Source organism: Acinetobacter sp. WCHAc060033 (assembly GCF_004209125.1).
Lineage (GTDB): Bacteria > Pseudomonadota > Gammaproteobacteria > Pseudomonadales > Moraxellaceae > Acinetobacter > Acinetobacter wuhouensis.
In genome coordinates this window covers 18,532-44,848 of the sequence record NZ_SGSW01000035.1, presented here as the reverse complement: position 1 = coordinate 44,848, position 26,317 = coordinate 18,532, and the positions used below count along the sequence as shown (strand labels likewise).

Below are 26,317 nucleotides of genomic sequence, written 5' to 3'. Positions count from 1 at the left end.
GGGTGTGAATGTTGACCACACCACAATTTATCGTTGGGTTCAGCGTTATGGGTAATCCCCCCTAAAAATAAAAGGATCTAAAAGTAGAATTTTCTCTTAAGATACGAGCAGGAGATTCTGCATGAAAACATCTAAATTTACTGACAGCCAGATCATGTCCATTTTAAAACAGGCGGAGTCTGGCACACCTGTAGCCACCCTTTGTCGTGAACATGGCATGAGTAATGCCACGTTTTATAAATGGCGTGCCAGATATGGCGGTATGGATACCTCATTGATGGCTCGACTGAAAGAGCTGGAAGCAGAAAATACCAGACTAAAAAAAATGTATGCTGAAGAGCGATTAAAGGCAGAGATTGTTCAGGAAGCAATGTCAAAAAAGTGGTGAAGCCATCTTGCCGACGTCAGATGGCTCAACAAGCCGTTGCCCTGCATGCGGTTAGTATCCGTTTAGCTTGCTCTGCATTTGGCATTAGTGAAACCTGCTACCGTTATCAGGCTAAACTTTGCGATGACAATGCATTAATTGCTAAACAGCTCATTGAACTCACTGAGGCAAATTCCGATTGGGGATTTGGTCTGTGCTTCTCATATTTACGACATGTTGAGAATCACTGCTGGAATCACAAGCGGGTTTACCGCATTTACTGTGAGTTGGCACTAAATCTGCGTATTAAACCGAGAAGAAGACTAAAACGGCACGCGCCTGAACCATTGAAAGAATCAATCCGAGAAAATCAGGTCTGGTCATTAGATTTTATGCATGATCAGCTGATCGATGGTCGAAAGTTCCGATTATTAAATGTGATTGATGACTACCGTCGAGAAGGCTTAGCGATTGAAGCAGGATTCTCATTACCTACAATCCGAGTTATTCGTACGTTGAATCAGTTGCTGGAGTGGCGAGAAAAGCCGTTAGTTATTCGGTGTGACAATGGCCCGGAGTTTATCAGTCATGAATTTGTACGCTGGGCTACTGAGCACGGTATTCGTATTGAATATATTCAACCAGGTAAGCCACAGCAGAATGCGTATATTGAACGTTATAATCGGACTATACGTTATAGCTGGCTAAGCAAGCATCTATTTGACACACTGGAAGAAGTACAAGATTATGCAACAAACTGGTTGTGGCATTACAACCATGAAAGACCACATCAAGCTAACAAAGGAAAGCCACCTCTAAGGGCTGCTTAACCTCTACTTTTAACTTCGGTTATTTATGGGAGGATTACCATAACTTAAAGCAGAATAGGGAGGCTTTAAGGATGTAAATAAGATATGTGAAGGAATTTCTTTTCGGATTTCATTTATATAGATTTGAAGAATTCTGTAGTCTCGTTCCTGCAGTTTAATTACTCGGTACGAATATTCATTTTTGATTTTTGGCTTTTTTGATCGATCATCGAACTCATCATCTGTATTTGTAATAATTAAACTAAAACTATGATTTTGAATTGATTTTTTAATAGAGTTGGTTGTTAGTAGCATAAGCTCACCAATTCTAAGACCATAGTTGAGCATGAGATGTATGATCAGAAAGTTTCTGAGTTGTACATTTTTAGATCTAAAAGGATTTAATTCATTGTATTTATTAGAGTTACTTGGTGAAATGACTGAATACAATCCTTTAATCATTTCCTGATTCATGCTCTTAAAATTATGATTTATCTCACTTTTAATTGTCTTATTGGCTTTTGAAAAATTATTTATAATTTTTTTCTTTATTGTCATATATTTATTCAAGTTTTCTTTAATTTTTTGAATTTCCTTCAACGTAAGTTGTGGCTGTGATTGCATGCTTAAGTATTCATTAATCAAGAAGTTGTAAAACTTTAAGAAGGATCTAACTCTATGACCAATTGTTGTGTAATTAATATGTTCTGAATTGCTTAGCCGTATAAGATTACTTTCAAGTTTTTTATTATTTTCTAAGTAAACAATGAAATTATCAATTTCACATTGAATGATCTCAAAATTATAGGATGTCGAATAGAACGACTCACAAAAGGACGTGGCAAACTTTTCAAACCAAAATTCATACCAAAATTTTATTGCGATTAAATCTGCATGCTGCGTAGAGATACTTTGAAATCTAAGAAATTTCATGGTGTACAGCATAGGGTACATACATGGACAGAATGAATCTAAATCAAATAAAAGAATAATTTGATTTTCGTTTGAGACTTTCTTTTCTAAATGAATTGTTTTTAAAGCAAACATAGTAAAGTTTATGAATTATTCTTAAGGTCAACATATCATATTTTATGATTGAAATAGAAATTAGTTAAGTTATTGAATCTTAGTTCAAGAAAGAAAAATATGAAGTTATTGTTAGGTGTATCGGATTTAACATAATATACATTATGCGAAATCAATATGGTTAAATAATTGTATTTAAAAATAATATTATTTTAAATTTCATTAAAATTATTTAAATTAATATTATGTTTAAGACTTTAAGGATATTAATAAAAAACCCTTAAAAATGAATCTTATCTCGATGAAGATCCACGATATTTAACCAAGCTTTGGTTGCCGGACTCATCGCTACAGTTGTATTCCACGCCATACTTAAAGTCCAATTGAGTTGAGGCTCATCCAATACTGCCCAACAAAATTTATCCCTATCGAGCTGTTCACAATAAATTTTAGGTAAAATGGCGATCCCCATATTAAATTCAACCATTTTTGCAATGAAGTCCCACTGGCTACTTTTACACACCACTTTTGGGTCAAAACCAACTGAGTTTGCCGCTTGAATAATCATCTTATTCAAAGTAAATGAATCTGCATAAAGCAAGAATGTTTCCTCACTTAACTCAATTAAATCAACCGAGTCTCGATAATCCCAATGAGAATTTCTCTTTGCTAACAAGCACATTGGAGAATCTAACACAGGAATTGCTGCAAAATTAGGTCTTAAATTTCCCAATAAAATCCCAACATCAATGCTTTTATCTGCAATCGATTCCTCAATACCATTTGCACCAACTTCTAAAAATTTTAGTTGAATATCGGGATAGTTTTGATGAAATAACGCAATCAAAGGGCTGAGTAATACAGAGCCTAATGGTGGTAAGCCTATAATTAATTGACCTTTTTTTAAATTTTTAACTTGATCTAAGCTCTCTAAAAGTTGTTTTTGTTCGTTTAGCATTTTTAAAGCATGTTGATAAATGAGTTCTCCCTCATAAGTCAGTGCGACTTCCCTTTTTCGTCCGGCTTCACCTTTTTTAAATAACGCCGTGCTTAAATCTTCTTCTAAGTTTTTGATTGTTTTACTAATCGTGGGTTGTGTCATGAACAAGTGTTCCGCAGCCAAAGTGAAGCTTTTACAATTCACAATTTCAACAAAGACTTTTAGTGCTTTAATATCCATAAACATTCCCAAAAAGCATAATTTAAAATTTATTATTCATAATTTAGCATGAGAATTATCATTAAAATATCCCATCTCCTGAAAAAATCAGTCATTCATGTCTACATCCGTACACAGCTTCCAATTGAAATCTATTTTCACCAACTGTCTACAAGTTATATTTTTAATCCTAATTTGGTGGATCGGTTCAATCATTCAAACCCGTTTTAATTTACCTGTTTCAGCAGCTGTGATTGGATTATTTATGCTATTGATCGGGCTAATGACTGGTCTATTAAAACTTGGTTGGATTAAATCTGGATCAGACTTTATTCTTGGTGAATTGGTTTTATTCTTCATTCCTTGTTTTATTGGTTTGATGAAATATAAAACTTTATTTATGACTGAGGGCTGGCAATTAATTATCGTTGTTGTACTTGGCACAATTTGTGTGATGGTGTTTACAGCATATAGCGTGCATTTGGGTTTTAAAATTGAGCATAAATTAAAACAGCATCAGTCAAATAAAACGATGCATGTCATGCATGGAGATAAATAATGTCTATTATTTCAATCCTTTGTTTTATGGGTACATTGATCGCCTATGTTTTAGTTAAACAACTGTATCGTAAATATCCTTATCTTGTTTTATCTCCAGCCATTTTTGTACCAACAATTTTAATCATTATTTTACTGTGCACACATGTATCTTATGATACTTATATGCTTGATAGTCAATGGATTATCTGGATGTTAGGTCCTGCAACTGTGGCTTTTGCGATTCCGATTTATGAATATCGTGCCATTATTAAAGAACATCTAATTTCAATCAGCATGGGGGTTGTGATTGGTATGCTTGCAGGTATGATCAGTGCTTTTTATTTGGCGAAATTATTTCATTTCGACCAAACTACGACTTATAGTTTAATGGCTCGTTCCATTTCCACACCATTTGCAATGGAACTCAGTACACATATTGGCGGTTCTGTCGAATTGGTGATTTTATTCACTATGATTACAGGTGTGACTGGGATGCTAATCGGAGATTTGGTTTTAGGTGGTTTAAAACTTAAGTCACGTTTTGCACAAGGTGCTTCTTTGGGCAATGCAGCGCATGGTTTTGGAACCAGTAAAGCGTATATGCGTGATAAAGAAGAAGGTGTAATTGCAAGTTTAACCATGGTATTAGCAGGAATTTTTATGGTTTTAGTTGGACCATTTATTGTCCATTTGATTGTGAAAATCTTTGGTTAATCACTCATTTTCTGTTGAATAAAAACCTTCTCGATACTTGAGAAGGTTTTTTTATATTCTGAATACTTTTATCTAGCAGGTGTTTGAATAGTTTTTGGTAGGAAATTCACCAACAATAAACCGATTAGTGCAGATAAACCTGCAATGATAAAGACCGATTCACCACTGAATTGTTCCCAATATTGTCCTGCTAAAATACTGCCCGAAGCCACACCCAATCCCCACATGGTGCTATACAGTGCTTGCCCTCTGCCCTGTTGTTTTGCATTGAAGTTTTGTAGGATGATACGCATGGCAATAATATGAAATAAGCCAAAACTAAATGCATGAAATGTTTGGGAAATAAATTGTATGGCGAAGCTTTCATGAAAATAGCCCGCCAATAGAAAGCGAATGCAGGTCATCACGAGGCAAAGCGCCACTAAATTACGCCAAGAAAAACGGCTTAAAAAGAAATTGGCATAGTTAAACATGATTATTTCTGCAATCACACCAACTGACCATAAAAAGCCAATTTCAGTTGTACTAAAACCGCCTAATTTTAAGTAGTTACTATAAAAGCTATAAAATGGTGCTTGTGCAAAAAGCATAATAAATTCAATTGCAAAGAATGCAACAACCACTGGTTTTTTTAAGATGGGCAATAAGGGTTCTAATATTTTTTGTGAACTTGGTGCAGTGCTAGGTTCTTTGATGGTAAATGACCAAATAAATGCGGTAAATGCAATACATAACAGCATGATCGGTAAATAGTGAATATCGACGACATCCAATAATGCACCAATGCTGAATACCCCGACAATAAATCCGATTGAGCCCCATTTTCGTATTTTTCCATAAGATTCAGTGTGTTTGTCACCCAACCAAAATAGTGTGACGCCTTCAAATTGTGCAAGAATCGCATTTTGGAAGAAGCTAAAAATCAGCATGAGTAATGCAATAGATTGCATATTATTGGGAATGATAAAAATCAGGAACCAAATGGTGGCTTCCATCCATGTGGCGATCCGAACCAGTAGCATTCGTTTGCCTGTTTTATCTGCGATAAAACCCCAGATAAACGGTGCAAAAATCCGTGTCAGGATGGCAATGGATGATAGTAATCCAATTTCTTTGTAGTTAAAGCCTTGATCTTGTAGGTATAAACTCCAATACGGCAAAAACGTCCCAACGATTGAATAGTACCAAAAGTAGAATCCACCAAGTTTAGTTTGGATTGTAAGAGGTCGCATAGAGTTGCATTAGCTTGTATTTTCAACATGTTAACATATTCAAAGGTTGTATGTATTTGTACTGAATTGCTTACACTTATAATACAACAGTCTACAAATAAAAATTATTGATAAAAAAGGCCTAACCTTAGCTAGGTATTGCTAATTATCCATTTTTGGGATATTGTAGTAACAATCTCAACTAGGACAATTCATGAGAGTAATTGCTAAGCGTTCTTTATGCCAATTTTGGGAACAAGTAGGTTATGAAGACTCACAAACACCTTTAGAATTGTGGTATCACGATGTAATAAAAGCAACATGGACAACACCACATGATGTCAAGCAATATGCAGGTAATGCCAGTATTTGTGGTAGCAATAGAGTTGTCTTTAATATTGGTGGTAACAAATACCGCTTAGTCGTAGAAATCCAATATCAAGCCAGTATTGTATGGGTTAAATTCATAGGTACTCATACCCAATACGATAAAATAGATGTGGAGACAGTAAATGAATATTAAGCCCATTCGTAATGATGATGATTTAACAGCAACATTTATTCGTTTAGAAAGTATATTCCAAGCTGAAAATGGTACACCCGAAGCAGACGAACGAGAAGTGCTTGTTACACTCATCGAAGCTTACGAGAACAAACATTATCCAATTGCTCAACCCGACCCAATCGAAGCAATCAAGTGTCGAATGATAGAACGAAATATGACCCCAAAAGATTTAGAACCATATCTAGGTGGGCAAAGTCGAGTATCAGAGGTATTAAATCGTAAACGCGGTTTAAGTTTACGCATGATGAAACAGTTACATCACAATCTTAATATTTCATACGATACTTTAATGGCAGCAACCTTATAAATAGCCACCTTTCGGTGGCGACCATTAACTCATCCTTGACGAAAAATGCATACAGTCACGTGCATCAAGATGATTTAAAACCTCACCTTTCAAAAGATGAGGTTTTTAAAATTTTATTATCCAATAAAACCCTTAATCAACCCATTCACTTCCGCTGGCTTCTCCGCATGTAACCAATGCCCTACGCCCTCAACGGTTTCAATTTGAAGATTGCTAAACTGTGTATTGACCGCTTCAAAATGCTCAGGCTTAGAAAGATAAGGTGAATTTCCACCTTTAATAAATAAAGTTGGCACAGCATTTTCAGGCTGAATATCCCAACTCAAAATATCAGCATAATGATGATAAAGTGCCTTCACATTAAACAACCACTGTCCTTTATTCCATGATTTCAACAAGAACTGAATCACCATTTCTTCATTTAAAAACTGACGCATGATTTCAGTCGCTTCTTTACGAGATTCAACTTGTGCTTCTTCAACAGCAAATAAAGCCTTAAAGATTTGATCATGGTGATTTTCTTGATAAGCAAAAGGCGTCATATCTAAAACGATTAATTTTTCTAAGCGATCTGAAGCTGTGTGTTGCATTAAATTAGCCAATTTCATGGCAATTTTTCCACCCATCGAGTGACCAATCACAATGAAATTTTGAATATTTAAATGATCAATGGTTTCTAAAACATCATTCGCCATCAAATTATAATTCATCTCATCAGAATGACCTGAATGCCCATGATTACGCACATCTATTTGTAAAATATTGAATTTACCCTGAAAAGCACGTGTAATAATGCCCAAATTACTCAAACTACCAAATAAACCATGAATCAGAACCAAAGTTTGGGTTTCAACTGTAGATTCAATACAATCAAATTGATAATTGAGGAGCATGAACAAACCATCCATTGGGAAATTTAAACTTTATTCAATGATGACAAGAAGTTGCTAGATGAACAATGCTTTTATGTATATAAAATGATGAATTATTTTTTGTATAAGATGAAACTATAACCTAAAGTTGATCAATTAAACAAAATTGGCGAAGAAGTACCTAAAATCTCCCCTAACCCCTCTTTAATAAAGAGGGGGAACTAATCCAAACTAAAAATATTTTAGTAATGAAAAATCCCCTCCTTTGGAAAAGGTGAGGAACATTTTCCGCAAGAGGGAGGATTTAAATTATTTCAACTGACCCACAGTCAACTCTTGATTGAGAAGTTTCTTAATCTTTTCATCCATTTGCTGTTTAGTTGCTTTTTTATCTGCAAACTCTTTGGCTTGATTCATAAACTGAATGTAATGCGCTTTTTTATCATCATCTTTTTGACGCGTGAATTTCAAACCTAAAGTTTCATTTTGTTGGAACGCTTTATCCCAAGCAGCACGAACTTCTGCCCAGTATGCTTTATTTTTTTCCCAATATTCATACGCAGGTTTAAAGTCAGTTTTGCTGACACGCTCGTATTGGTTCAAGCCAAGTTCACGTGCTAAAGGCTTTTGAGTCTTTGTATCAAACTTAATGTTATTTTGCTCATGTACCCAACCATCAGCGGTGATCGCTTGGCGGTTGATGCCTGAAATAATGTCATAATCATCACGTGTAGTCAGCTCACGACGCGGTAAAGGACGATAAGTTTCCGCAGAAGTCCAAGCTTCTATACCATGATCACTTGTCCAATCGCCTAAAGCTGCATAACGTGGAGAATCATCAACTTGCCATACGGTTTGTAACCATTTACCTTTACTTTGCTCTTTAGTCAGTTGAACTTTTTTCCACTGATAATTCCCCACATAGCTCCACATACTGGTTGGTTCATATTCCCAGTCTTGACGCCAATGTTTAACGACATGCTCACCCGCTAAAAGCAAATGTTGTAGAGATACTTTATTCGGCGTGTCTTCAATCACAAAAACAGTTTCAAAACCTTTAGAAATGTCTGGTGGCAAAATATCATAGCCATTTTTTACCGAATAAATTTCCTCAAAACGGAATGTTACTTGGTACTCGCCCACCATTTTTAAAATCGCTTGGTGCGCTTGAGCTTGACTTAAATTCTGAATGAAATCTTGCTGTTGTGTAGTAGGCTGAGTTGTGATTACTGTTTTTTCTTGAGCATGCACACTCGTCCCCCCGAGTACGATTAACGTCAGTAAAGTAGGTATAAAACGTAAATTCATAAAAACAAATCCATATTGTAATAAAACACGCATTTATTTCAGTTGCACTGTTCTTTTGTGGAGAACAAGTTGCTTTTTTGAAATAAAAATCGAGGGTATTGTAAATAATAAAGATAATGATTACTATTTATAAATGATAATTATTTTCATTGATGAAATTTTAACGTGAATATCTGCTCCCTCTACCCGCTACATTTCAAACGTAATCTTTTGCTTCTTAGCCTTTTTGCAAATGGATGCACCATCCATCAATCAGCTTTTGCTGAGATGGCAACAGAAGAATCAGTAAAATTAAATACCATCGTCGTCACAGCCACACGTTCAGAAAAGAAATTGGTCGATAGCCCAATTCGTACTGAGATTGTGGATGAGCAAGAATTGATTCGTACCAATGCCATTACCCTAAAGGATGCTTTAGAAAATATTCCGGGTATTCTGTTACGTGAAATTCATGGAAAATCAGGTTATGAAATTTCTCTGCAAGGCTTAACCAGTGATCAAGTTTTGGTGCTGATTGATGGGCTTCCTTTGGCAGCAAGTACCAGTTCTACTGTTGATTTAGATCAATATTTAGTGTCAGGTATAGATCATATTGAAGTGGTCAAAGGCGCAGCTTCAGCACAATACGGTTCTTCTGCAATGGGCGGTGTAATCAACATCATTACCAAAAAAGTCAGTGATGGTTTTTCAGCTTCTGGGCAAGTAGATATTGGTTCTTATGGTAAACAGAATGCTAATGGAAAATCAGTTTCGATTAATAATCATCATGAAAAAGTCCAACTCGAAGCAAAACAAGGCAGTTTTCAAGGACGTTTGATTGCAGACCAATTTAAAAGTGACGGTTTTGCAGTAAATCCTGACAATTATCCCTTACAGGGCGATATTCAAAAACGCCAACAATATGCTTTATATGGTGCGTGGCAACCTTCAGATCAGTTCTCGATATGGGCAGATTTCAATGATTATCAAGAAAAAGATCATCAACGGAGTTTAGTGTTTATTTCCCCATCCAATCGTGAACAAGCCAAAGTTGAAGATATTGAACGTCAACGTTTCAGTGCTGGTGGTCAATATAAAACTGCCAATCAAATTGCTTTCGATGTCAAAGCAGTACATGAAACTTATGACACCACATCGACGCAAACAACTGATGGATATTTATCGGCTTTACGAAACTCAAATCAAGAAAATAACCATTTTAGTTCGCAAGTTTCATTACCGACATGGCTTAAACAAAACTGGCAATTGGGCTATGACTGGCACGAAGAACAATTAGAACAAAGCAATAATGGCAAATTTGAAATGCAAGGTGGCAAAGTTTCACGCGATCGCCATGAATTTTATCTCCAAAATGATGCTGCACTGACGGACAAAATAGATGCAGTCTTCGGTTGGCGTTTCCAAGATGACCAAGATTTTGGTGATCACAATGCATTTAAATTCAGTACAAAATATCGTTTTTATCAAGAGAATGATCTATTTGCAGATTTAAGATTGAGTTATGGTCAGGGCTATCGTGTACCAAACTTAAAAGAACGCTTTTATTCATTTGATCATAGTCATTTAGGTTATATCGTCATTGGTAATCCAAATTTAAAACCTGAATCTTCAGATAGTTATCAATTGGGTTTAAGTCTAGTTAAAAATGAGCTTTGGAACGCTGATTTCAATCTATTTTGGAATGACCTCAAAGATCTAATTCAGACTGATTATGACAATGCCATGGTATCGAATGGCATTACGCAATATTCATATAGCAATGTTGCAAAGGCTGAAACTAAAGGTTTTGAAACATCTGCACAATGGAATATCACGCCCTATTTGGCTTTAAACGGTTCATATACTTATGCAGAAGCAACCGATAAAACTACAAGTTTAGATTTGACGCGCCGTCCTAAGCACATTGCACGTTTAGGCAGTAATTATTCCGTTAATGATCAATTGGATGTGACCCTGCGTGCGCGTTATCAAAGCAAAGAATATGGTGACAGTGCCAATCAATATTCATCACCAGATTGGTTCACCTTAGATAGTCAACTGGACTACAAAATTTCCCCTTATGTCAGTGCCTTTGTTGGTATGGACAATATTTTTAATGAACAACGTGATTTCTCTGCTTTATTCGATTATCGCCCGATTTCAGGACGATATAGCTATATGGGCTTACGTTTTAATTGGAATAAAAAAGCTTCATAACCCTTTATTTACGATCAATTTAGTGATCAATCTAAATCATCAATTCAGTCATAGACTTAATCAACAAAAGGATTATTCACACTCATGTTAAATACGAATTTAACTCGACTTTTTGCCGTTTCAACGTTGGGACTTTTGCTGACTGCTTGCGGTGGAGGCGGTGGCGATAGTAGCACTGGCGGTTCAACGACGACTCCACCTGTAACCAATACAGATTTATTCACCATCAAAAACAAGGAATGGGTTATTCAGCCTGCTTCAAATAGTTCATATTGCTATGATATTGATACCCAAGCTCAAATTACTTGTGAAGGTACAGATTGGGATCTTAAATTTGCAATGGGTACACGTACACCGATGCTATTTACCAACAGTGGTGTCAGTGGTTCAGGACAAGGAGGTGCATTATATTCACCGTTTGATGGACAATGGGATACCCTTTCAAAAGAATTAGACGCAACACAAAAAGGAAGTTTACCAAGTGCGGCTTGGTTGGTAGATAGCTATAGTAATGCCTTTATGGATACCACAAATGGTGGTTTCAATAGTTTCTTTGAATATGATTTATTTGGTGATCACCGTATGTCACCAAACTTTAAGACTTATTTACTCACTACTGATAAGAGTAAAATCGATACGATTGGCACAACGGACAAACCAGTTTTTGCCTTGCAAATTGTCGATTATTATAAAGGGACAGCTTCTGGGAATATCACTTTACGCTATTTAAATACACTGGATAATAATGTTAAAACCTTATCTGTTGATGCAACTCAAGGTTGGACTTATGTCAATTTAATCACTGGACAAGTCAGCAACAATAGCACTGGTACATGGCAAATTGCCTTTAACCGCTATAATGTACAATTAAATAGTGATATTGGTGCTACTGTCGCATCACAACCTGCTGGTTTCTATGATGTAAATGGTAAAGTGATCTTAGAAAAATTTAAAGATACCAATGCTGTAACAGCAACATTAACTGATTTACAAAATGCAGTTTCAGCAAAAGGGTTTAAATGGGGTTCAAATACTGTAACTTCGGTATTAAATCCGAGTTTCCAAGGTACTTATCCAAGTAAATTGAGTTATGGATGGTATTACTATTATCCAACACTGGCATCAGCTCAAGCAGATGGATTACAAGCTCAACATGTATTAGGCGCGAATCCAAATGGTGCAAGTATGATTCGTGGTAATAAAGGCAATAGCTATGCACGCATGCATTTAAAATCCATTGCCTATGCAGATCCAACCAATAATGCTAGTGCAACCACATGGACCTTTGAATTTGATATTCAACCTACAAAATAAGTGCATTGAAATAAGTTAAATTTACCTGTTAAAACGGAGTTCCCGCTCCGTTTTATCGTTTCTCCCTTCTCACTTATAGTTTTAAGCGCTAAGTTCAGGACTCAGCGGCTTTATATAAGCTAAAGTTGAATGAATTATTCAAATTATTCTTCAATCTGCTGTTGAGTGAACCTTTAAAATACATATATGATCAAGGCTCAATAACTTCGTTTGATTTAGGACTTTGAACCATGTTTCAACATGTAGATCCTTATGCAGGTGATCCAATCCTGTCCCTGATGGAAGCTTATGGTAAGGATGAACGAACCAATAAAGTAAATTTAAGTATTGGTCTTTATTATAATGAGGATACGATCGTTCCTCAGTTAAACTCAGTCCGTGCTGCTTTAAAAAATATCGAACCAACAAATGATAAAGTAAAACTTTATTTACCTATGGATGGTTCAAAGTCTTATAACGAAGCGACCCAAAAGTTAGTTTTAGGTGAAAATAGCCAAGCGCGTAAAGATGGTCGTGCAGTCACGATTCAAACTTTAGGTGGTTCTGGTGCGCTGAAAGTTGGTGCTGATTTTCTTAAAAAATATTTCCCTGAATCAGATGTTTGGGTAAGCCAACCAACTTGGGAAAACCATATTGCGATCTTTAATGGTGCAGGTGTGAACTCGCATTTTTACCGTTATTTCGATTCAGCGACCAATGGCGTAGATATTGAAGGTATGCTTGCGGATTTAAAAACAATTCCAGCAAAAGGTATTGTACTGCTCCACCCTTGTTGTCATAACCCAACAGGTGCAGATTTAACGCCTGCTGAATGGGATCGTGTGATTGAGGTATTAAAAGCACGTGACTTGATTCCTTTCTTGGATATTGCTTATCAAGGTTTTGGTCAAGGTTTAGAAGAAGATGCGTATGCAATTCGTGCTTTAGACCAATCAGGCATGAACTTTATTGTCAGCAATTCATTCTCTAAAATCTTCTCGCTTTATGGTGAGCGTGTCGGTGGTTTGTCATTCATTTGTGATGATAAAGAAACTGCGCAAAAAGTTTTAGGTCAATTAAAAGCAACTGTGCGCCGTATCTACTCTAGCCCACCTACCACAGGTGCTTTAGTTGTTGATAATGTATTGAACAATGCAGATTTGACTGAACAATGGCATGCTGAATTAAAAGAAATGCGTGAGCGTATTATTCAGATGCGTGAGTTGTTTAAAGCTAAATTATCAGCTGCTTTACCTGAGCGTAATTTTGATTATTTAACCGCACAACAAGGCATGTTCAGCTATACAGGTCTAACTGCTGAGCAAGTGGATATTTTGAAAGATAAATATGCAATTTACTTAGTGCGTAGTGGTCGTATGTGTGCTGCTGGCTTAAATCTTAAAAATATTGATTATGTGGCTGATTCTGTTGCAGAAGTGATTAAAGCGACATCTTAATCATTGATCAATAAATTTCAAAAGACCCAAGTTCACTTGGGTTTTTTATTCATAAAATCAAAAGTCATCTTGCGCAATTTTATTGACAAATTGAGTTGATTTTATACAATACTAAATATTCCCTCCTCATATAAAAGAGTAACGCCAATGAAGTAAGTCATTTTCCCATCAAATTATTTGTTCTTTTTTGATGTGTAAAATAGACCACACTTTATGCTTTGCTTACTCATGCTCTACAAAAATATCTTTAAACTTTTGTTATTTACGGCATTCATTTTACTATTTTGCACATCCTGTTTTTTATAAGGATGCGTGTATATGACTCAACAAGCGTGTATCGTTTCAAATCTAAGTTTAGCTTTCCCTACTCAAAGTATGTTTGAACAATTGAATTTTGTGCTGCATGCGGGGAAAACTTCAGCTTTGATCGGTCGTAATGGTTTAGGTAAATCATTACTTTTTAAAATTTTAAATTCTCCATCACAAGCTGAAATTCCTTATTCAGGACAAGTGTCGTGGAATATGCCACATGAATATTTAGCGCAAATTCAAAGACTAAATGCAGAAAATATCGCTCAAGCCTTAGAAGTAGATGTTTTATATGATGCTTTTCAACGTATAGAAAATAATACTGCAAACTTTTCAGATTTTGATTTGGTTGAAAATCATTGGGATGCACCACAACAGTGGCAGCAGATATTGTCCAATGCCAATTTACCGACCGATTTAAAATTTCCAATTCAGCAACTGAGTGAGGGTCAAAAAACTAAGCTAGCATTATGTCGCTTATTTTTAAAGCAAGAATATTATCTGCTTTTAGATGAACCAAGTAACCATTTAGATATGGAATCAAGGCAATGGCTTATTCAATCTATTCATGCACATAAAGCAGGTGTCTGTGTGATTAGTCATGATCAGAGATTATTGAACGAAGTTGAGTATATTTATGCTTTGAGTGAGTTGGGTTTGCAGCAGATCACTGGAAACTATGAAGTATATGCTGTGCAACATCAGCAACAATTGAATGCTTTAAGTAAATCTGTTGAGCAAGAGAAACGTGATATTCAACACCTGAAACAGCAACAACATGAAAGTTTGATGAAAGCTCAAAAGCGTCAACGTAAAGGCAATCAATTACGTGACTCAAATTCTCAAGCAAAAATCTTACTCGATTTTAATAAAGAACAAGCCAGTCAAAGTCTTGGGAAATTAAAAAATCAACAGATCAGACAGCATGAAGATAGCCAAGCTCAACTTTCGGAAAAGAAAAGTCGCTTAGAAAAAATCAAGCCACAAAAGTTTGATTTTCAATTTAAAACGACTAAACATGGTGAAATTTTAAGAATTAATGATTTGAAATTGCCCTACGCTTCGCAACAAAAGATAAAACTTTCGCTTCAAGCGGGTGAAAAAATTCATCTTAAAGGTGCGAATGGGATTGGTAAATCAACTTTGCTTAAGCACATTGTTCAGCACGTAAATAATTTTGAAGTTTCACCAGAAATTTACATCTCCGGAAATGTGCTGTATTTGGATCAGAATTTTAGCTTATTGAATGATGAGCTTTCTGTTCTGGAAAATTTAGCGCATTTTAATTCGACTTTACTAGAAGTTGAATGGCGAAATTTACTTGGACAATTACGAATTCGTCGTGAAAAATCATTGCTCAAATTGGCACAACTGAGTGGTGGTGAAAAACTGAAAGTTGCGTTATTGGCAATCAGTCATAGTCAGGAAAATATTGATTTATTGCTGTTGGATGAACCTGAAAATCATTTAGATTTGGAGTCCAAACAACTGTTGGCTCAAGCCATTCAACAATTTCAAGGTGCAATAATTCTAGTTTCACATGATGAATATTTTGTTGAGCAATGTGGAATCAGCAGAGAGTATAAAATGCTGTAAAAGCATATAAAAAGATGATTGAATACTTGATTCAATCATCTTTCATTCTCGTGCTATACGTGATGTTCTAAATTCACTACTTTTAAATTAACCACATGAAGCATTAGTAATTTTTTTCGTTGCAGGATCTACAGTAACCGTAACACGTTCAATACGATAGTCCATCGTCATTGGTTGATTTGGCGCTAACTTACGAACAATAGTCGCTTTGGTCAATTGTTTAATTTTAGCTTCTGATAAATCATTTTGGCCAACAAGTTTCGCAGCCTCTGCTGCAACACATTCTGTCGGTTTACTTGGTGTTGAGTTTGTTGGCTCACTTGATGGTACAGATGAACAAGCAGAAACAGCAAAAGCCATACAACCTAAAAGTGCAATTTTTTTAATCATAATTTGTATCCCCAAAAATTGTATCAACTACACCATAACAAAAATATTCTGAATCGTAAAATTTATATATAAAACTCATATTCTTGCGATTAAAACCAGTGCAGAAAAACTAAACACTGGCTTTATATCGTTTTAAAAATTAGAAGTGAATCACAGTACGAATTGATTTGCCTTCATGCATTAAATCAAAAGCTTCATTGATTTTATCGAGGCTCATAGTATGAGTGACAAATGGCGCAAGTTGAATATCACCTTTCATGGCATCTTCAACCATACCTGGAAGTTGTGTACGTCCTTTCACGCCACCAAATGCAGTTCCCATCCACTTACGACCTGTGACCAATTGGAATGGACGAGTTGAAATTTCTTGTCCTGCACCAGCAACACCAATAATCACAGATTGTCCCCAACCACGGTGCGCACACTCAAGTGCCGAACGCATGACATTGGTATTTCCAATACATTCAAATGAATGGTCTACGCCCCAGCCTGTCATTTCTACAATGACTTGTTGGATTGGTTGATCATAATCTTTTGGATTTAAGAAATCAGTCGCACCAAATTCTTTGGCAAGTTCAAATTTATCTGGGTTAGTGTCGATGACGATGATGCGTCCTGCCTTTGCTTGGCGAGCGCCTTGAACAACAGCCAAACCGATTCCGCCTAAACCAAATACTGCGACAGAATCACCTTCCTGAACTTTAGCAGTATTGTGAACAGCACCAATACCTGTAGTTACACCGCAACCCAATAAGCAGACATGTTCAGGATTCGCTTCAGGATTAATTTTTGCCAAAGACACTTCTGCAACGACGGTATATTCACTAAATGTTGAACAGCCCATGTAGTGGTAAATCGGTTCACCATTGTATGAAAAACGTGTTGTGCCATCTGGCATTACACCTTTGCCTTGTGTTGCACGTACAGATGTACACAAGTTGGTTTTACCAGATTTACAGAATAAACATTCACCACATTCAGCAGTATATAAAGGAATCACGTGATCGCCTGGTTGAACTGAAGTGACACCCTCACCCACTTCAACCACAATTCCTGCACCTTCGTGTCCTAGTACTGCTGGAAATACACCCTCAGGATCATCACCAGATAAAGTAAAAGCATCCGTATGACATACGCCTGTGTGGGTGATTTTTACAAGGACTTCACCTTTTTGAGGTGGAGCGACATCAAGTTCTACAATTTCTAAAGGTTTCCCTGGACCAAATGCAACAGCAGCACGTGATTTCATAGCTCAATATCCTAATGAGTTTGCTTTTTAACAGTTGGACTACATTAACCTTTTTTGCTTTACAGATTCAACCATTAACGAGATGATATGATTTAGTATATTTTAAAGTACTCATTTCAAAAAAATGAATTATTTGAAGCCTACACTCGTAATAATGCTATGCACATTTATCATTTCTGGATGTAGCCTACCTATGAATCAATCAACAGAAGTACAACAAATTGCAGAACATCCAGAACAATGGATCAATGAACCACAAGTAAAAAATATGCTTACTCAAGGGCTAACTGCATATCTTGCTATGAATGATGCCTATCAGAGTATTGCATCTCGTATTCACTTAATTCGTAAAGCTAAACATAATCTTGATTTGCAATACTATATTTGGGCTGATGATTTTATTGGCAATCTTATGTTGCATGAATTACTTAAAGCGGCTGATCGCGGTGTTAAAGTCAGACTGCTGATCGATGATCAAAATGGTACTAAAATTGATGATCAACTAAGTGCATTACTCAGCCATCCCAATATTTCGATCAAACTCTATAACCCTTATAAATATCGAAAATTCCGTGTGATGGATTATTTGCTCCGTATGAATCAAGTTAACCATCGTATGCATAATAAATTGATTATTGCCGATGGTGCGATTGCTGTGACAGGTGGGCGTAATATCAGTAGCGAATATTTTGATGCCAGTGAATCTTTTCAATTTACTGATATGGATATTTTATTTTTTGGTCATGCAGTGCATCGTGCCAATGAGGTTTTTACAGATTTTTGGAACTTTGAACTAAGTTATCCAGTTGAACAATTTATTCCGAAAGGTACAACACAAGACCTTCTGCGATTACGTGGTCATTTTGAACAATTAGAACAGAAAGACAAAGCGACCGATGAAAAAGTTGATCTTGAACAAAAAGAACTTGCGAATGAATTGAATCAAAATAAAGTCAGTTGGGCAAAAGCAGAGTTTCTTGCAGATTCACCAAAGAAAAGTTTAGGGCATGCCCAAGGAAGTGAATTGATTTCTCATCAAATTCGAGAACATCTTGGCGATCCTAAAGAAGAAATGGACTTGATTGCTGCTTATTTTGTCCCGACAAAAAACGGGGTAAATTTTATCAATCAATTTCCCAAACAGAATGTAAATGTCAGAATATTAACCAATTCTTTTGTGGCAAATGATGTTGCTTTGGTACATGCTTTTTATCAAAAATATCGTGTGGATCTACTTAAAGGCGGTGCAAAGCTTTATGAATTTAAGCCTTATATAGAGCGTAAGCGCCGTACTTGGTATGAAGTTGTTACGGGTAATGTGATTCCCAAGAAAGGGAAAAATAAATCGAGCTTACATGCGAAATTTATAGAAATAGATAATAAAGTTTTTATTGGTTCATTTAATCTCGACCCAAGATCTTTCAATATCAATACTGAGGTGGGTTTGGTTGTTGAATCCGACCCATTACAAGAACAGATTTCGCATTTATTAGATCGTACGTTGTTGACGGTTGCTTATGAACTTAAACTTGATCCCAAAGGGCAAATCATTTGGCGAGATCATCGTTCAGATGGAAAAGTCGTTGAATATAAAGTTGATCCTGAAACAACAAGATTCCAAAGATTCATGATGTATAGTGTGTCATATTTACCCATTGAATGGATGATGTAATATGTATTAGTTCCGACTTGATCTGACACAGGTCTTGAAAAAGAGAAAGTTACCCGTTTTGATAAAGGTGTCGAATCTTAACAAAACAAAGGTAACTTTCTATGATGCATACTAACAATCAAATCATTAAACACAAAGTAGGCTTACTCAATTTAGCTGAAGAACTTCCAAATGTTTCCAGAGCTTGTAAAGTGATGGGTGTATCTAGAGATACATTTTATCGCTATCAAGAACTCACCGAATCAGGTGATATGGATGCTTTGATCAATAAATCCAAGCGTGTACCTAATTTAAAAAATCGAGTCGATGATCATATTGAAAAGGCTGTTATGGATTATGCCATTCAATACCCTGCATATGGACAACACAGAACAAGCAATGAACTACGTAAACAAGGCATATTTGTATCAGGTAGTGGAGTTCGATCTATATGGCTTCGCCATGATCTAGAGAACTTTAAGAAAAGGCTCAAAGCATTAGAAGCGAAAGTTGCTCAAGAAGGTATTCAGCTGAATGATCAGCAAATAGCCGCATTAGAACGTAAACATGAAGACGATGTTGCATGTGGTGAAATTGAAACAGCTCATCCAGGCTATTTAGGCTCACAAGACACTTTCTATGTTGGAAATTTAAAAGGCGTTGGTCGTATTTATCAACAGACTTTTATTGATACCTATAGCAAAGTTGTACACTGTAAACTCTATACAACTAAAACACCGATTACTTGTGCTGATTTATTGAATGATCGTGTACTGCCTTTTTATCAATCACAAGACTTACCAATGCTACGTATCCTAACAGATAGAGGAACTGAATATTGCGGAAAGATAGAACATCATGATTATGAATTATATTTAGCAGTCAATGATATAGACCATACAAAGACGAAAGCTGCATCTCCACAAACCAATGGTATATGTGAACGCTTTCATAAGACAATTTTACAGGAGTTTTATCAAATCACTTTCAGGAAGAAACTTTATAGTTCATTGGAAGACTTACAAATAGACCTAGACGAATGGTTAAAGTTTTATAATACTGAACGAACCCATCAGGGCAAAATGTGCAATGGTCGAACACCATTTGAAACATTACTTGATGGAAAACGAATTTGGGCTGAGAAGAATTTAGCTCAAATTTAAACTGACAGTCACCATTAAAAAATGGGTAACTGTCAGATCAGGTCTGAGCTAGTACATGTAATATGAATGTCATTACATTAAACTTACTCATAAAAATGACTATACATAACATTCAAATAAACATAAGCCTTTAATTTCTTTAACTAAAGCTACATCATTGAATCCCGCATTCTTTAATGCCTGAAAATGTTCATGTTGAGACATATAAAGTTCGTTATTTTTCATCGCGTCTGGTGCAAAGATATGGTCACAAACAAAATACACAGCTTGCGGTTTCAAAAGTGATTTCACCTCTTGATGAAATTGAGTTGCATAATGCTTATGTCTCAGTTCGTGTAAAGCTTGATGAATAATCACCACATCATATTGAGCTAACCGCGCTCTCCATTCAGCTGTTTTAAAATCACAAAGAATATATTCAGTTCTCTGTAACTCATTGGCTGATAACTTGCTTTTAGAAAGTGCATGCATAGTTTCTGAAAAGTCAGCTGCTGTGTATTGAATATCACCACACTGAGTTAATAAATGTTTGGCTAAAAATCCAGGTCCTGAACCAATTTCAAGCAAATGGATTGCCCTATTTTCATTATTCATTTTTTGACTGATCTTTTTTGCAAAATCGACATAATAGTCAAAGAATTCATAACGCCACGGTCGTTTCTCATTGACTTCATTTGCCCACACTAAAGCATCTTGCGGATTCTTTAAATCAATCGGACTTGGTACTTCTTTTACATCCATAACTTGATCCTACATTTATTTTCTTCAAGATAAGTTGAATCTTACGATCATTATTCGCTTCCTGTTTATACATATTTTGAATCAATAAGGTGAATCGTTTTACTCAACTTTGTAAATGTTTTATTATGCCGTCCTATTCTTTTGCTCCTCTTTTATTTGTTTAAGTTTCTCCCTACATGCAATTTTTTGATTTAAGTAAACAGTTCAATCTTGAAGATATTTTAACGCCCCGTAAAACATTAGATGATTTAAAAGGTCAACACTGGCATCTCAGTAAAGTTCGTGTGGAATATGATTGCTTAGCAGATCAAGATATTTTGCAGGGTCAAGCTGTACTCAAATCTGATGAAAACATTCAAATCGAATTGGAATGGCTCATTTTAGATACAGGTCATGAATTACAAGTGTTGTTTAAAGGGATTGAAACGACAACTCCTGAAGAAACCTTATTGATGATAAAAGGCGCTCAACTGGTTGATGCAGATAACAATAAAATCAATACTCAAGCACTCAGCTTATGGATTGATGGCACATTATTACCGCTGATTCCAAATATACGTAAAGAAATTAAATCACGTTTAAACCTGTGGGATTATGTCGAATATGATGGATAAATGATTCAATATTAAAGTCATATCATTTAATTACTTTGAAACCACAGACTGAATTTGTGATGTTGAATAACTAAGTTTTAATTGCTGTATTGCCTGATCAAGTACATCAAAAACTTTTTTATCAATACATTGTGCGACATTAAATCTCATATATTGCCCTGCGTTTTCAGCTTGGCTAAATGAATTTCCTGGTGCCAAAATTACATCGCTTTTAAGACATAATTTGGATAACTCGGCTGCTTGAATTCCTATCGGCAATTTACACCATAAAAAAATTCCAGCAGTCGGAACATTTAATGGATGAATATCTAAAAGAGCGAGTTTTTGAATCGTATCATTCATGGCTTTATTAAGTTGTTTTTTGAGCCAGTCTAAATGCTTTGGATAACTTCCATCAATCAAGGCTTGATAAACAATCTCTGCATTCAAATGGCTATTGCTAAAATTGGTCGCAATTCTCAAATCAATGAGTTGATCAATCAGTTTTGACTCGGCAATGATATAGCCACAGCGGACGGCTGCTGAAAGTGTTTTGGTAAAACTACCAATTTGAATGACATGCTTTAAACCCGCTAAAGCTGCATAACGTGGCGCTGGTGTGTATTCAAAATCTGAAAAAATTTCATCTTCGACGATTAGCATATTGGCTTGTTCAACCAATTTTGAAATTTGATAAACCGTTTGTAATGAAATCGAAGTGCCTGTTGGATTATGAATCCCTGAATTCGTTAAATAAATTTTAGGTTTAAGTGTTAAAGCTTGTTCAAACTTTTCAACATCTGGACCATTAGCAGTAAATGGAATTGGCACAGCTTTTAAATGATGCGCTTGAATTAATGCTCTAAAGTTAAAATAACAAGGATCATCAATCAGAATTACATCACCTGCTTGTAGTAAGTGCCTAAAAATAAGGTCTATCGATTGTGTTGCAGAATCCGTAATAAAAATTTGGTTCAGTTGAGTTTTTAAATCAAGAGCCTCTTTTTTCCTAGCGATCAATTGACGTAATTCTAAATGCCCATGCGGTGTTGCATAGTCTGTTAAGGGTATATTTTCAGATTTCGCAACTTGTTTTAATGCTTTACGAATAGACTGCTCAGGCATCCAATTACTGGGTAACCAACCACATCCAGGTTTAAGCACATCTGACTTTGCATCTAAAGATTGTCTTGAAATCCATAAAGGATCTACTTCACGTTGATACTGCACTTCTGTTTCGACAATGGTAAATGTTTTTGTCTTACCCAATACATAGTAGCCAGAGCCTAAACGAGATTCTAAAACACCTTCCGCCACTAATCTTGCATAAGCTTCAACCACGGTCGAAACTGAGCAGTTTAAACGTATCGCAAATTGGCGTACTGAGGGTAAGCGTGAACCTACAATCAAACTTTTATTGGCAATTTGATCTCGAATTATTTGCATGGTTTGATCTATTTTTGTTTTTGCCATGACATACCTTCCAATTAAATTTGCCTAAAACCTAAATTGTACTGCTTTAAAATACATAACAGTTATTTAAAACTGTATTGTAGTGTATCTATTCATTTATTTGCCAGTGCAGTTAAATCATTTTAACTCCACTGAGTAATAAAAAATGAATAAGTCAAATATTGGCTGGATCAATGGTTTTATTGGCGTAACCATTTTTGCAGGTTCACTGCCTGCGACACGTATCGCCGTGATGGGTTTTAACCCAGAATTTCTCACCACTGCGCGTGCAGCGATTGCAGGTATGATCGCATTGCTTTGTTTATATGCTTTTAAGCAAATCAAGCCAAATAGGCTTCAGTTCAAATCATTGATTATTGTTGCTTTTGGTGTAGTCATCGGCTTTCCGCTATTTACAGCACTGGCTCTACAAACGGTGACTTCAGCACATGCAATTGTATTTGTGGGTTTATTACCACTATCTACAGCAATATTTGCAGTGTTGCGTGGCGGTGAAAAACCATCTTTACCCTTTTGGTTGTTTGCTTTGATTGGTAGCACGATTGTTGTCGCTTACATGTTTTATGAAAATCAGCATCTAAAATTGAGTTCAGGTGATTTATATATGTTTGTTGCAATTATCACTTGTGGTTTGGGTTATGCGGAAGGTGGAAAACTCTCAAGAGAACTCGGCGGTTGGCAAGTGATTTGTTGGGCTTTGGTTATCGCTTTACCCTTGATGCTCATTATGAGTGTTTATTATTTTCCTGAAAATTTTGACCATATTCATCTCGCTGAAATTGCTGGGCTTATTTACGTATCACTTTTTAGCATGCTCATTGGTTTTGTTTTTTGGTACAAAGGTTTAGCACTTGGTGGTATTGCTCAAGTGGGACAAATTCAATTGGTACAACCCTTTATCGGTTTAATGTTATCCGCACTTTTATTGGGTGAAAAAATTAGTCTAGCGATGATTGTTGTATGTTTTGCAGTGGTTGTATGTGTCACTATTGCAAAAAAATATGCTTAATCTAAATTACTGATTAAAACTTACTTAAAGTAAGCCTATTTCTTTAAATAAGCTATTATAAGCTTCGGCTTTTTTATCTAAAGCCAGTGGATAAGCACGTGATGATGATGGCATACGAAATAAAGTCACCGCACGATCATCAAATACTGTTTGTACTGAATGCCCGATTTGTGGTTTTTCAGTTCCATCTGGCATTGAAAGCATTAAAGTATCTGTCGCTTTATCCCCCGTAGTCATGATGCTATGGCATTCAGGCATTTGATCTAAAAGTAATTTTAGATTTGTCGGTGTTTCAATCTGTAGAAATTTATCAGATGCATTTCCTTTTAAACGGATCACTTGATACGCCGTGTCAAAAAATGCAATGCCCTTTTGATTTAAAAAGTCCCGAATCAATTGTTCTTTAAAGTTTTTATTGGTTAAATCTAAAAAATAGTCTTTGTTATTAAAAAAAATCAAACCAAAAATTCGCCACATGTCATTTTGATAATTCGGATAATAGAAATCCATTTTCCAACGTGTTTTAGGTGGCGGAAAACTTCCAAGCATTAACAGTTTGGCATTCTGAGGTAGGAATGGTTGTAATGGGTGGGTTTCGATAATTTGATCTGACATTTCATCATTCAAAATGTGAAGAAAACTTATCTTAACCGCTATAAATAGATTTGCAATCCATAGAGCTATTATTTTATTAAAATAGATAAATAGATGCTTTATTTCTGATATAAATCTACTATAATAAAATTATGAATAATTATTGTACGATACAGATTTTTAATCAACAACAATGGCAAGACTGTGCAATTGTAGAGTTGATGGAGGCTTCAAACTTAGGTTGGGAAGCACAAACACGTACATCTTATTTATTTGAATATGCCATCTCATATATGGATCAACGAGATGCACATGCATTAAGTTTTAACTTTCCTGTAAACGTGCAAAGTATTCATTGTGATACTTGGCCTGCATTTTTAATGGATTTATTACCACAAGGTTTTGGGCGGAAAGAACTATTACATCAACTTAACTTTCCAGAAAATACCCAACAACATGCTGATTGGGCATTACTCAATGCAGGTGCAAGTAATCCTATTGGAAATTTGAGGATTAAGGAAGCCAATGAATGGCTCACTAAGAATTATCCGAATAAAATTCATGGCTTTACACTGCAAGAAATTACCGACAGAGATGAAAAATTTATTGAGTCATTAGCGTCGTTTGGTTTATTTGTAGGTGGTTCTTCTGGTGTTCAAGGAGAATGGCCAAAGTTATTATTGACACAAGCGCATGATGGTCTGTTCTATCTCGATCATACACTTGAAGATAGTCATGCAAAAAAACATTGGCTGGTAAAGTTTAGTCGCGGGCAAGATTCGCGCCTTGAGAAAATCTTATCTCAAGAAGCTTTATATATGAAAGTTGCGCAGTATCTTGAATTAAATGTATTTCAAGATATAGAAATGCACGGACGTACCCTATTTATCCCTAGATTCGATCGAATTATTCAGAATGATCAAGTTATTCGTTTGGCGCAGGAAAGTATTGCTTCACTGAGTCAACGTGCTGGATTTGGTGTTAAATTATCACATAATCAGATTTGCCGTCTCATTGCAGAGAGTTGCACACATCCTGAAATTGAAATTTTTGAGTACCTAAAGCGTGATCTTGCCAATGTTGCTTTAGGAAATAAGGATAACCATACTCGTAATACTGCGATTCAACGCAATTTTGATGGCACTATTCAGTTAACGCCATTGTACGACTTTGCTCCAATGTGGTTGCATCCCGATGGGATCGCCCGAACAACTCGTTGGGAATTGAAAGATCAAGGTGGTTCACCCAATTGGAAATCTGTTATTGAACAAGTTTCAGCAAGCTGTGATATAGATCAACAAGTACTTCTCGATATGTTCAAAGCGCAATTACCTCTTTATTCCGGTTTAATGGCTTTTATGCAACAGATTGGAATTGATCAAGATATTATTAAAAATAGTCATTATCGAATAGAAAATATTTGCCAACAATTAAGCGAGTTATAAAATGGATAAACGCTTTAAATCTCTTAGCCCAATTGAGCAAATGCAAAAAAGGCAGCATGTCTTAGACACGATTGAACAACATCCTGAATGGCAAATTTATCAAGTCGCTAAGTATTTACGCACTGAATTACGGCTTACATTACCTGAAATGTCAAAAATCACAAAAATTGCGCCGCAAACTTTACAAAAAATTGAGCAAGAAGACTCTAATCCTACATTGCAATCTATTTTAAAACTATTTAACGCCTTTGGATTAGATTTAACTGTGAAAAAACGATAA

The 26,317-nt window shown here is 35.8% G+C and carries 23 protein-coding genes and 2 pseudogenes; 15 read left to right on the top strand and 10 right to left on the bottom strand.

Translation table 11 applies throughout. From position 1 onward, the window contains the following. Positions 1 to 121: 121 nt before the first annotated feature. A protein-coding gene (locus EXE10_RS15065) for an IS3 family transposase (protein ID WP_130113914.1) occupies positions 122 to 1,197 on the top strand; the annotation gives its coding sequence in 2 pieces (ribosomal slippage) (positions 122 to 374 and positions 374 to 1,197; 1,077 coding nt in all). Positions 1,198 to 1,230: 33 nt separating this feature from the next. Here EXE10_RS15065 and EXE10_RS22105 read toward each other — a convergent pair. Next, a pseudogene (locus tag EXE10_RS22105) lies at positions 1,231 to 2,223 on the bottom strand (site-specific integrase); the annotation flags it as partial. Between the two features lie 259 nt (positions 2,224 to 2,482). Next, the gene (locus EXE10_RS15055; RefSeq protein ID WP_130113913.1) at positions 2,483 to 3,382 is read right to left on the bottom strand and encodes a LysR substrate-binding domain-containing protein; all 900 of its coding nucleotides are present in this window, start codon (positions 3,380 to 3,382) and stop codon (positions 2,483 to 2,485) included. Between the two features lie 97 nt (positions 3,383 to 3,479). Here EXE10_RS15055 and EXE10_RS15050 point away from each other — a divergent pair, with 97 nt between their 5' ends. Next, positions 3,480 to 3,920, top strand: coding sequence for a CidA/LrgA family protein (locus EXE10_RS15050; protein WP_130113912.1), 441 nt, complete (start codon positions 3,480 to 3,482; stop codon positions 3,918 to 3,920). Further along, positions 3,920 to 4,615: an LrgB family protein gene (locus EXE10_RS15045; protein WP_130113911.1), complete on the top strand. Its 696-nt coding sequence runs from the start codon at positions 3,920 to 3,922 to the stop codon at positions 4,613 to 4,615. Before EXE10_RS15050 ends, EXE10_RS15045 begins: the two co-directional genes overlap by 1 nt. A gap of 68 nt (positions 4,616 to 4,683) precedes the next feature. Here the strand turns inward: EXE10_RS15045 and EXE10_RS15040 are convergent, their stop codons facing one another. Beyond that, entirely contained in the window at positions 4,684 to 5,847 is a 1,164-nt protein-coding gene (locus tag EXE10_RS15040) for an MFS transporter (protein WP_130113910.1), read from the bottom strand. Between the two features lie 193 nt (positions 5,848 to 6,040). Here EXE10_RS15040 and EXE10_RS15035 point away from each other — a divergent pair, with 193 nt between their 5' ends. Continuing rightward, positions 6,041 to 6,349 (top strand): type II toxin-antitoxin system HigB family toxin, encoded by a 309-nt coding sequence (locus EXE10_RS15035; protein WP_130113909.1) that lies wholly within the window; start codon positions 6,041 to 6,043, stop codon positions 6,347 to 6,349. After that, complete coding sequence (locus EXE10_RS15030) at positions 6,339 to 6,698, top strand: helix-turn-helix domain-containing protein (protein ID WP_130113908.1); 360 nt, start codon at positions 6,339 to 6,341, stop codon at positions 6,696 to 6,698. The genes EXE10_RS15035 and EXE10_RS15030 overlap by 11 nt, the downstream gene beginning before the upstream one ends. 116 nt (positions 6,699 to 6,814) lie before the next feature. Here the strand turns inward: EXE10_RS15030 and EXE10_RS15025 are convergent, their stop codons facing one another. Beyond that, complete coding sequence (locus EXE10_RS15025) at positions 6,815 to 7,591, bottom strand: alpha/beta fold hydrolase (protein WP_130113907.1); 777 nt, start codon at positions 7,589 to 7,591, stop codon at positions 6,815 to 6,817. 288 nt (positions 7,592 to 7,879) lie between these two features. Further along, the gene (locus EXE10_RS15020) at positions 7,880 to 8,878 is read right to left on the bottom strand and encodes a DUF6607 family protein (RefSeq protein ID WP_130113906.1); all 999 of its coding nucleotides are present in this window, start codon (positions 8,876 to 8,878) and stop codon (positions 7,880 to 7,882) included. Positions 8,879 to 9,145: 267 nt separating this feature from the next. Between EXE10_RS15020 and EXE10_RS15015 the strand changes: the two genes are divergently transcribed. The 4 genes from EXE10_RS15015 to EXE10_RS15000 all read left to right on the top strand — a co-directional run bounded on the left by EXE10_RS15015 (position 9,146) and on the right by EXE10_RS15000 (position 15,729). After that, a complete protein-coding gene (locus tag EXE10_RS15015; RefSeq protein WP_130113905.1) occupies positions 9,146 to 11,074 on the top strand; it encodes a TonB-dependent receptor plug domain-containing protein in 1,929 nt (642 codons plus the stop codon). Between the two features lie 84 nt (positions 11,075 to 11,158). After that, positions 11,159 to 12,388 carry an HmuY family protein gene (locus tag EXE10_RS15010; protein WP_130113904.1) on the top strand — a complete coding sequence of 410 codons (1,230 nt, stop codon included), beginning with the start codon at positions 11,159 to 11,161 and terminating at the stop codon, positions 12,386 to 12,388. Positions 12,389 to 12,618: 230 nt separating this feature from the next. Further along, positions 12,619 to 13,824: an aromatic amino acid transaminase gene (locus tag EXE10_RS15005; RefSeq protein ID WP_130113903.1), complete on the top strand. Its 1,206-nt coding sequence runs from the start codon at positions 12,619 to 12,621 to the stop codon at positions 13,822 to 13,824. Positions 13,825 to 14,142: 318 nt separating this feature from the next. After that, entirely contained in the window at positions 14,143 to 15,729 is a 1,587-nt protein-coding gene (locus tag EXE10_RS15000) for an ATP-binding cassette domain-containing protein (RefSeq protein WP_130113902.1), read from the top strand. Positions 15,730 to 15,816: 87 nt separating this feature from the next. Here the strand turns inward: EXE10_RS15000 and EXE10_RS22155 are convergent. Both EXE10_RS22155 and EXE10_RS14990 read right to left on the bottom strand, forming a co-directional pair. Further along, a pseudogene (locus EXE10_RS22155) lies at positions 15,817 to 16,011 on the bottom strand (I78 family peptidase inhibitor); the annotation flags it as partial. A gap of 247 nt (positions 16,012 to 16,258) precedes the next feature. Continuing rightward, positions 16,259 to 17,368 (bottom strand): S-(hydroxymethyl)glutathione dehydrogenase/class III alcohol dehydrogenase, encoded by a 1,110-nt coding sequence (locus EXE10_RS14990; protein ID WP_068975967.1) that lies wholly within the window; start codon positions 17,366 to 17,368, stop codon positions 16,259 to 16,261. Positions 17,369 to 17,561: 193 nt separating this feature from the next. Here EXE10_RS14990 and EXE10_RS14985 point away from each other — a divergent pair, with 193 nt between their 5' ends. Further along, positions 17,562 to 19,040 (top strand): phospholipase D family protein, encoded by a 1,479-nt coding sequence (locus EXE10_RS14985; protein WP_130113900.1) that lies wholly within the window; start codon positions 17,562 to 17,564, stop codon positions 19,038 to 19,040. A 101-nt stretch (positions 19,041 to 19,141) separates the two neighbouring features. Then, on the top strand, positions 19,142 to 20,182 hold the full coding sequence (locus EXE10_RS14980; protein ID WP_130113899.1) for an IS481 family transposase: 1,041 nt from the start codon (positions 19,142 to 19,144) through the stop codon (positions 20,180 to 20,182). Positions 20,183 to 20,281: 99 nt separating this feature from the next. Here the strand turns inward: EXE10_RS14980 and EXE10_RS14975 are convergent, their stop codons facing one another. Further along, entirely contained in the window at positions 20,282 to 20,923 is a 642-nt protein-coding gene (locus EXE10_RS14975; protein ID WP_130113898.1) for a class I SAM-dependent methyltransferase, read from the bottom strand. Positions 20,924 to 21,099: 176 nt separating this feature from the next. Between EXE10_RS14975 and EXE10_RS14970 the strand changes: the two genes are divergently transcribed. Further along, positions 21,100 to 21,537, top strand: coding sequence for a hypothetical protein (locus EXE10_RS14970; RefSeq protein ID WP_130113897.1), 438 nt, complete (start codon positions 21,100 to 21,102; stop codon positions 21,535 to 21,537). A gap of 30 nt (positions 21,538 to 21,567) precedes the next feature. Here EXE10_RS14970 and EXE10_RS14965 read toward each other — a convergent pair whose 3' ends face one another. Further along, entirely contained in the window at positions 21,568 to 22,989 is a 1,422-nt protein-coding gene (locus EXE10_RS14965) for a PLP-dependent aminotransferase family protein (protein WP_130113896.1), read from the bottom strand. Positions 22,990 to 23,134: 145 nt separating this feature from the next. Here EXE10_RS14965 and EXE10_RS14960 point away from each other — a divergent pair, with 145 nt between their 5' ends. Continuing rightward, on the top strand, positions 23,135 to 23,998 hold the full coding sequence (locus EXE10_RS14960) for a DMT family transporter (RefSeq protein ID WP_130113895.1): 864 nt from the start codon (positions 23,135 to 23,137) through the stop codon (positions 23,996 to 23,998). A gap of 24 nt (positions 23,999 to 24,022) precedes the next feature. Here the strand turns inward: EXE10_RS14960 and EXE10_RS14955 are convergent, their stop codons facing one another. After that, positions 24,023 to 24,613: a uracil-DNA glycosylase family protein gene (locus EXE10_RS14955; RefSeq protein ID WP_130113894.1), complete on the bottom strand. Its 591-nt coding sequence runs from the start codon at positions 24,611 to 24,613 to the stop codon at positions 24,023 to 24,025. A 131-nt stretch (positions 24,614 to 24,744) separates the two neighbouring features. Here EXE10_RS14955 and EXE10_RS14950 point away from each other — a divergent pair, with 131 nt between their 5' ends. After that, positions 24,745 to 26,037: a type II toxin-antitoxin system HipA family toxin gene (locus tag EXE10_RS14950; RefSeq protein ID WP_130113893.1), complete on the top strand. Its 1,293-nt coding sequence runs from the start codon at positions 24,745 to 24,747 to the stop codon at positions 26,035 to 26,037. A 1-nt stretch (position 26,038) separates the two neighbouring features. Further along, the gene (locus EXE10_RS14945; RefSeq protein ID WP_087553440.1) at positions 26,039 to 26,317 is read left to right on the top strand and encodes a helix-turn-helix domain-containing protein; all 279 of its coding nucleotides are present in this window, start codon (positions 26,039 to 26,041) and stop codon (positions 26,315 to 26,317) included.

Coding starts and splice junctions, on each gene's coding strand:
- EXE10_RS14955 (WP_130113894.1), bottom strand. CDS start 24,613: ATGTCAGATCAAATTATCGAAACCCACCCATTACAACCATTCCTACCT.
- EXE10_RS15045 (WP_130113911.1), top strand. CDS start 3,920: ATGTCTATTATTTCAATCCTTTGTTTTATGGGTACATTGATCGCCTAT.
- EXE10_RS15050 (WP_130113912.1), top strand. CDS start 3,480: ATGTCTACATCCGTACACAGCTTCCAATTGAAATCTATTTTCACCAAC.
- EXE10_RS15005 (WP_130113903.1), top strand. CDS start 12,619: ATGTTTCAACATGTAGATCCTTATGCAGGTGATCCAATCCTGTCCCTG.
- EXE10_RS15030 (WP_130113908.1), top strand. CDS start 6,339: ATGAATATTAAGCCCATTCGTAATGATGATGATTTAACAGCAACATTT.
- EXE10_RS14965 (WP_130113896.1), bottom strand. CDS start 22,989: ATGGCAAAAACAAAAATAGATCAAACCATGCAAATAATTCGAGATCAA.
- EXE10_RS14960 (WP_130113895.1), top strand. CDS start 23,135: ATGAATAAGTCAAATATTGGCTGGATCAATGGTTTTATTGGCGTAACC.
- EXE10_RS15020 (WP_130113906.1), bottom strand. CDS start 8,878: ATGAATTTACGTTTTATACCTACTTTACTGACGTTAATCGTACTCGGG.
- EXE10_RS14985 (WP_130113900.1), top strand. CDS start 17,562: ATGAATCAATCAACAGAAGTACAACAAATTGCAGAACATCCAGAACAA.
- EXE10_RS15025 (WP_130113907.1), bottom strand. CDS start 7,591: ATGCTCCTCAATTATCAATTTGATTGTATTGAATCTACAGTTGAAACC.
- EXE10_RS15035 (WP_130113909.1), top strand. CDS start 6,041: ATGAGAGTAATTGCTAAGCGTTCTTTATGCCAATTTTGGGAACAAGTA.
- EXE10_RS14975 (WP_130113898.1), bottom strand. CDS start 20,923: ATGGATGTAAAAGAAGTACCAAGTCCGATTGATTTAAAGAATCCGCAA.
- EXE10_RS15015 (WP_130113905.1), top strand. CDS start 9,146: ATGGCAACAGAAGAATCAGTAAAATTAAATACCATCGTCGTCACAGCC.
- EXE10_RS14980 (WP_130113899.1), top strand. CDS start 19,142: ATGATGCATACTAACAATCAAATCATTAAACACAAAGTAGGCTTACTC.
- EXE10_RS15055 (WP_130113913.1), bottom strand. CDS start 3,382: ATGGATATTAAAGCACTAAAAGTCTTTGTTGAAATTGTGAATTGTAAA.
- EXE10_RS15010 (WP_130113904.1), top strand. CDS start 11,159: ATGTTAAATACGAATTTAACTCGACTTTTTGCCGTTTCAACGTTGGGA.
- EXE10_RS14990 (WP_068975967.1), bottom strand. CDS start 17,368: ATGAAATCACGTGCTGCTGTTGCATTTGGTCCAGGGAAACCTTTAGAA.
- EXE10_RS14945 (WP_087553440.1), top strand. CDS start 26,039: ATGGATAAACGCTTTAAATCTCTTAGCCCAATTGAGCAAATGCAAAAA.
- EXE10_RS15040 (WP_130113910.1), bottom strand. CDS start 5,847: ATGCGACCTCTTACAATCCAAACTAAACTTGGTGGATTCTACTTTTGG.
- EXE10_RS14950 (WP_130113893.1), top strand. CDS start 24,745: ATGAATAATTATTGTACGATACAGATTTTTAATCAACAACAATGGCAA.
- EXE10_RS15000 (WP_130113902.1), top strand. CDS start 14,143: ATGACTCAACAAGCGTGTATCGTTTCAAATCTAAGTTTAGCTTTCCCT.
- EXE10_RS14970 (WP_130113897.1), top strand. CDS start 21,100: ATGCAATTTTTTGATTTAAGTAAACAGTTCAATCTTGAAGATATTTTA.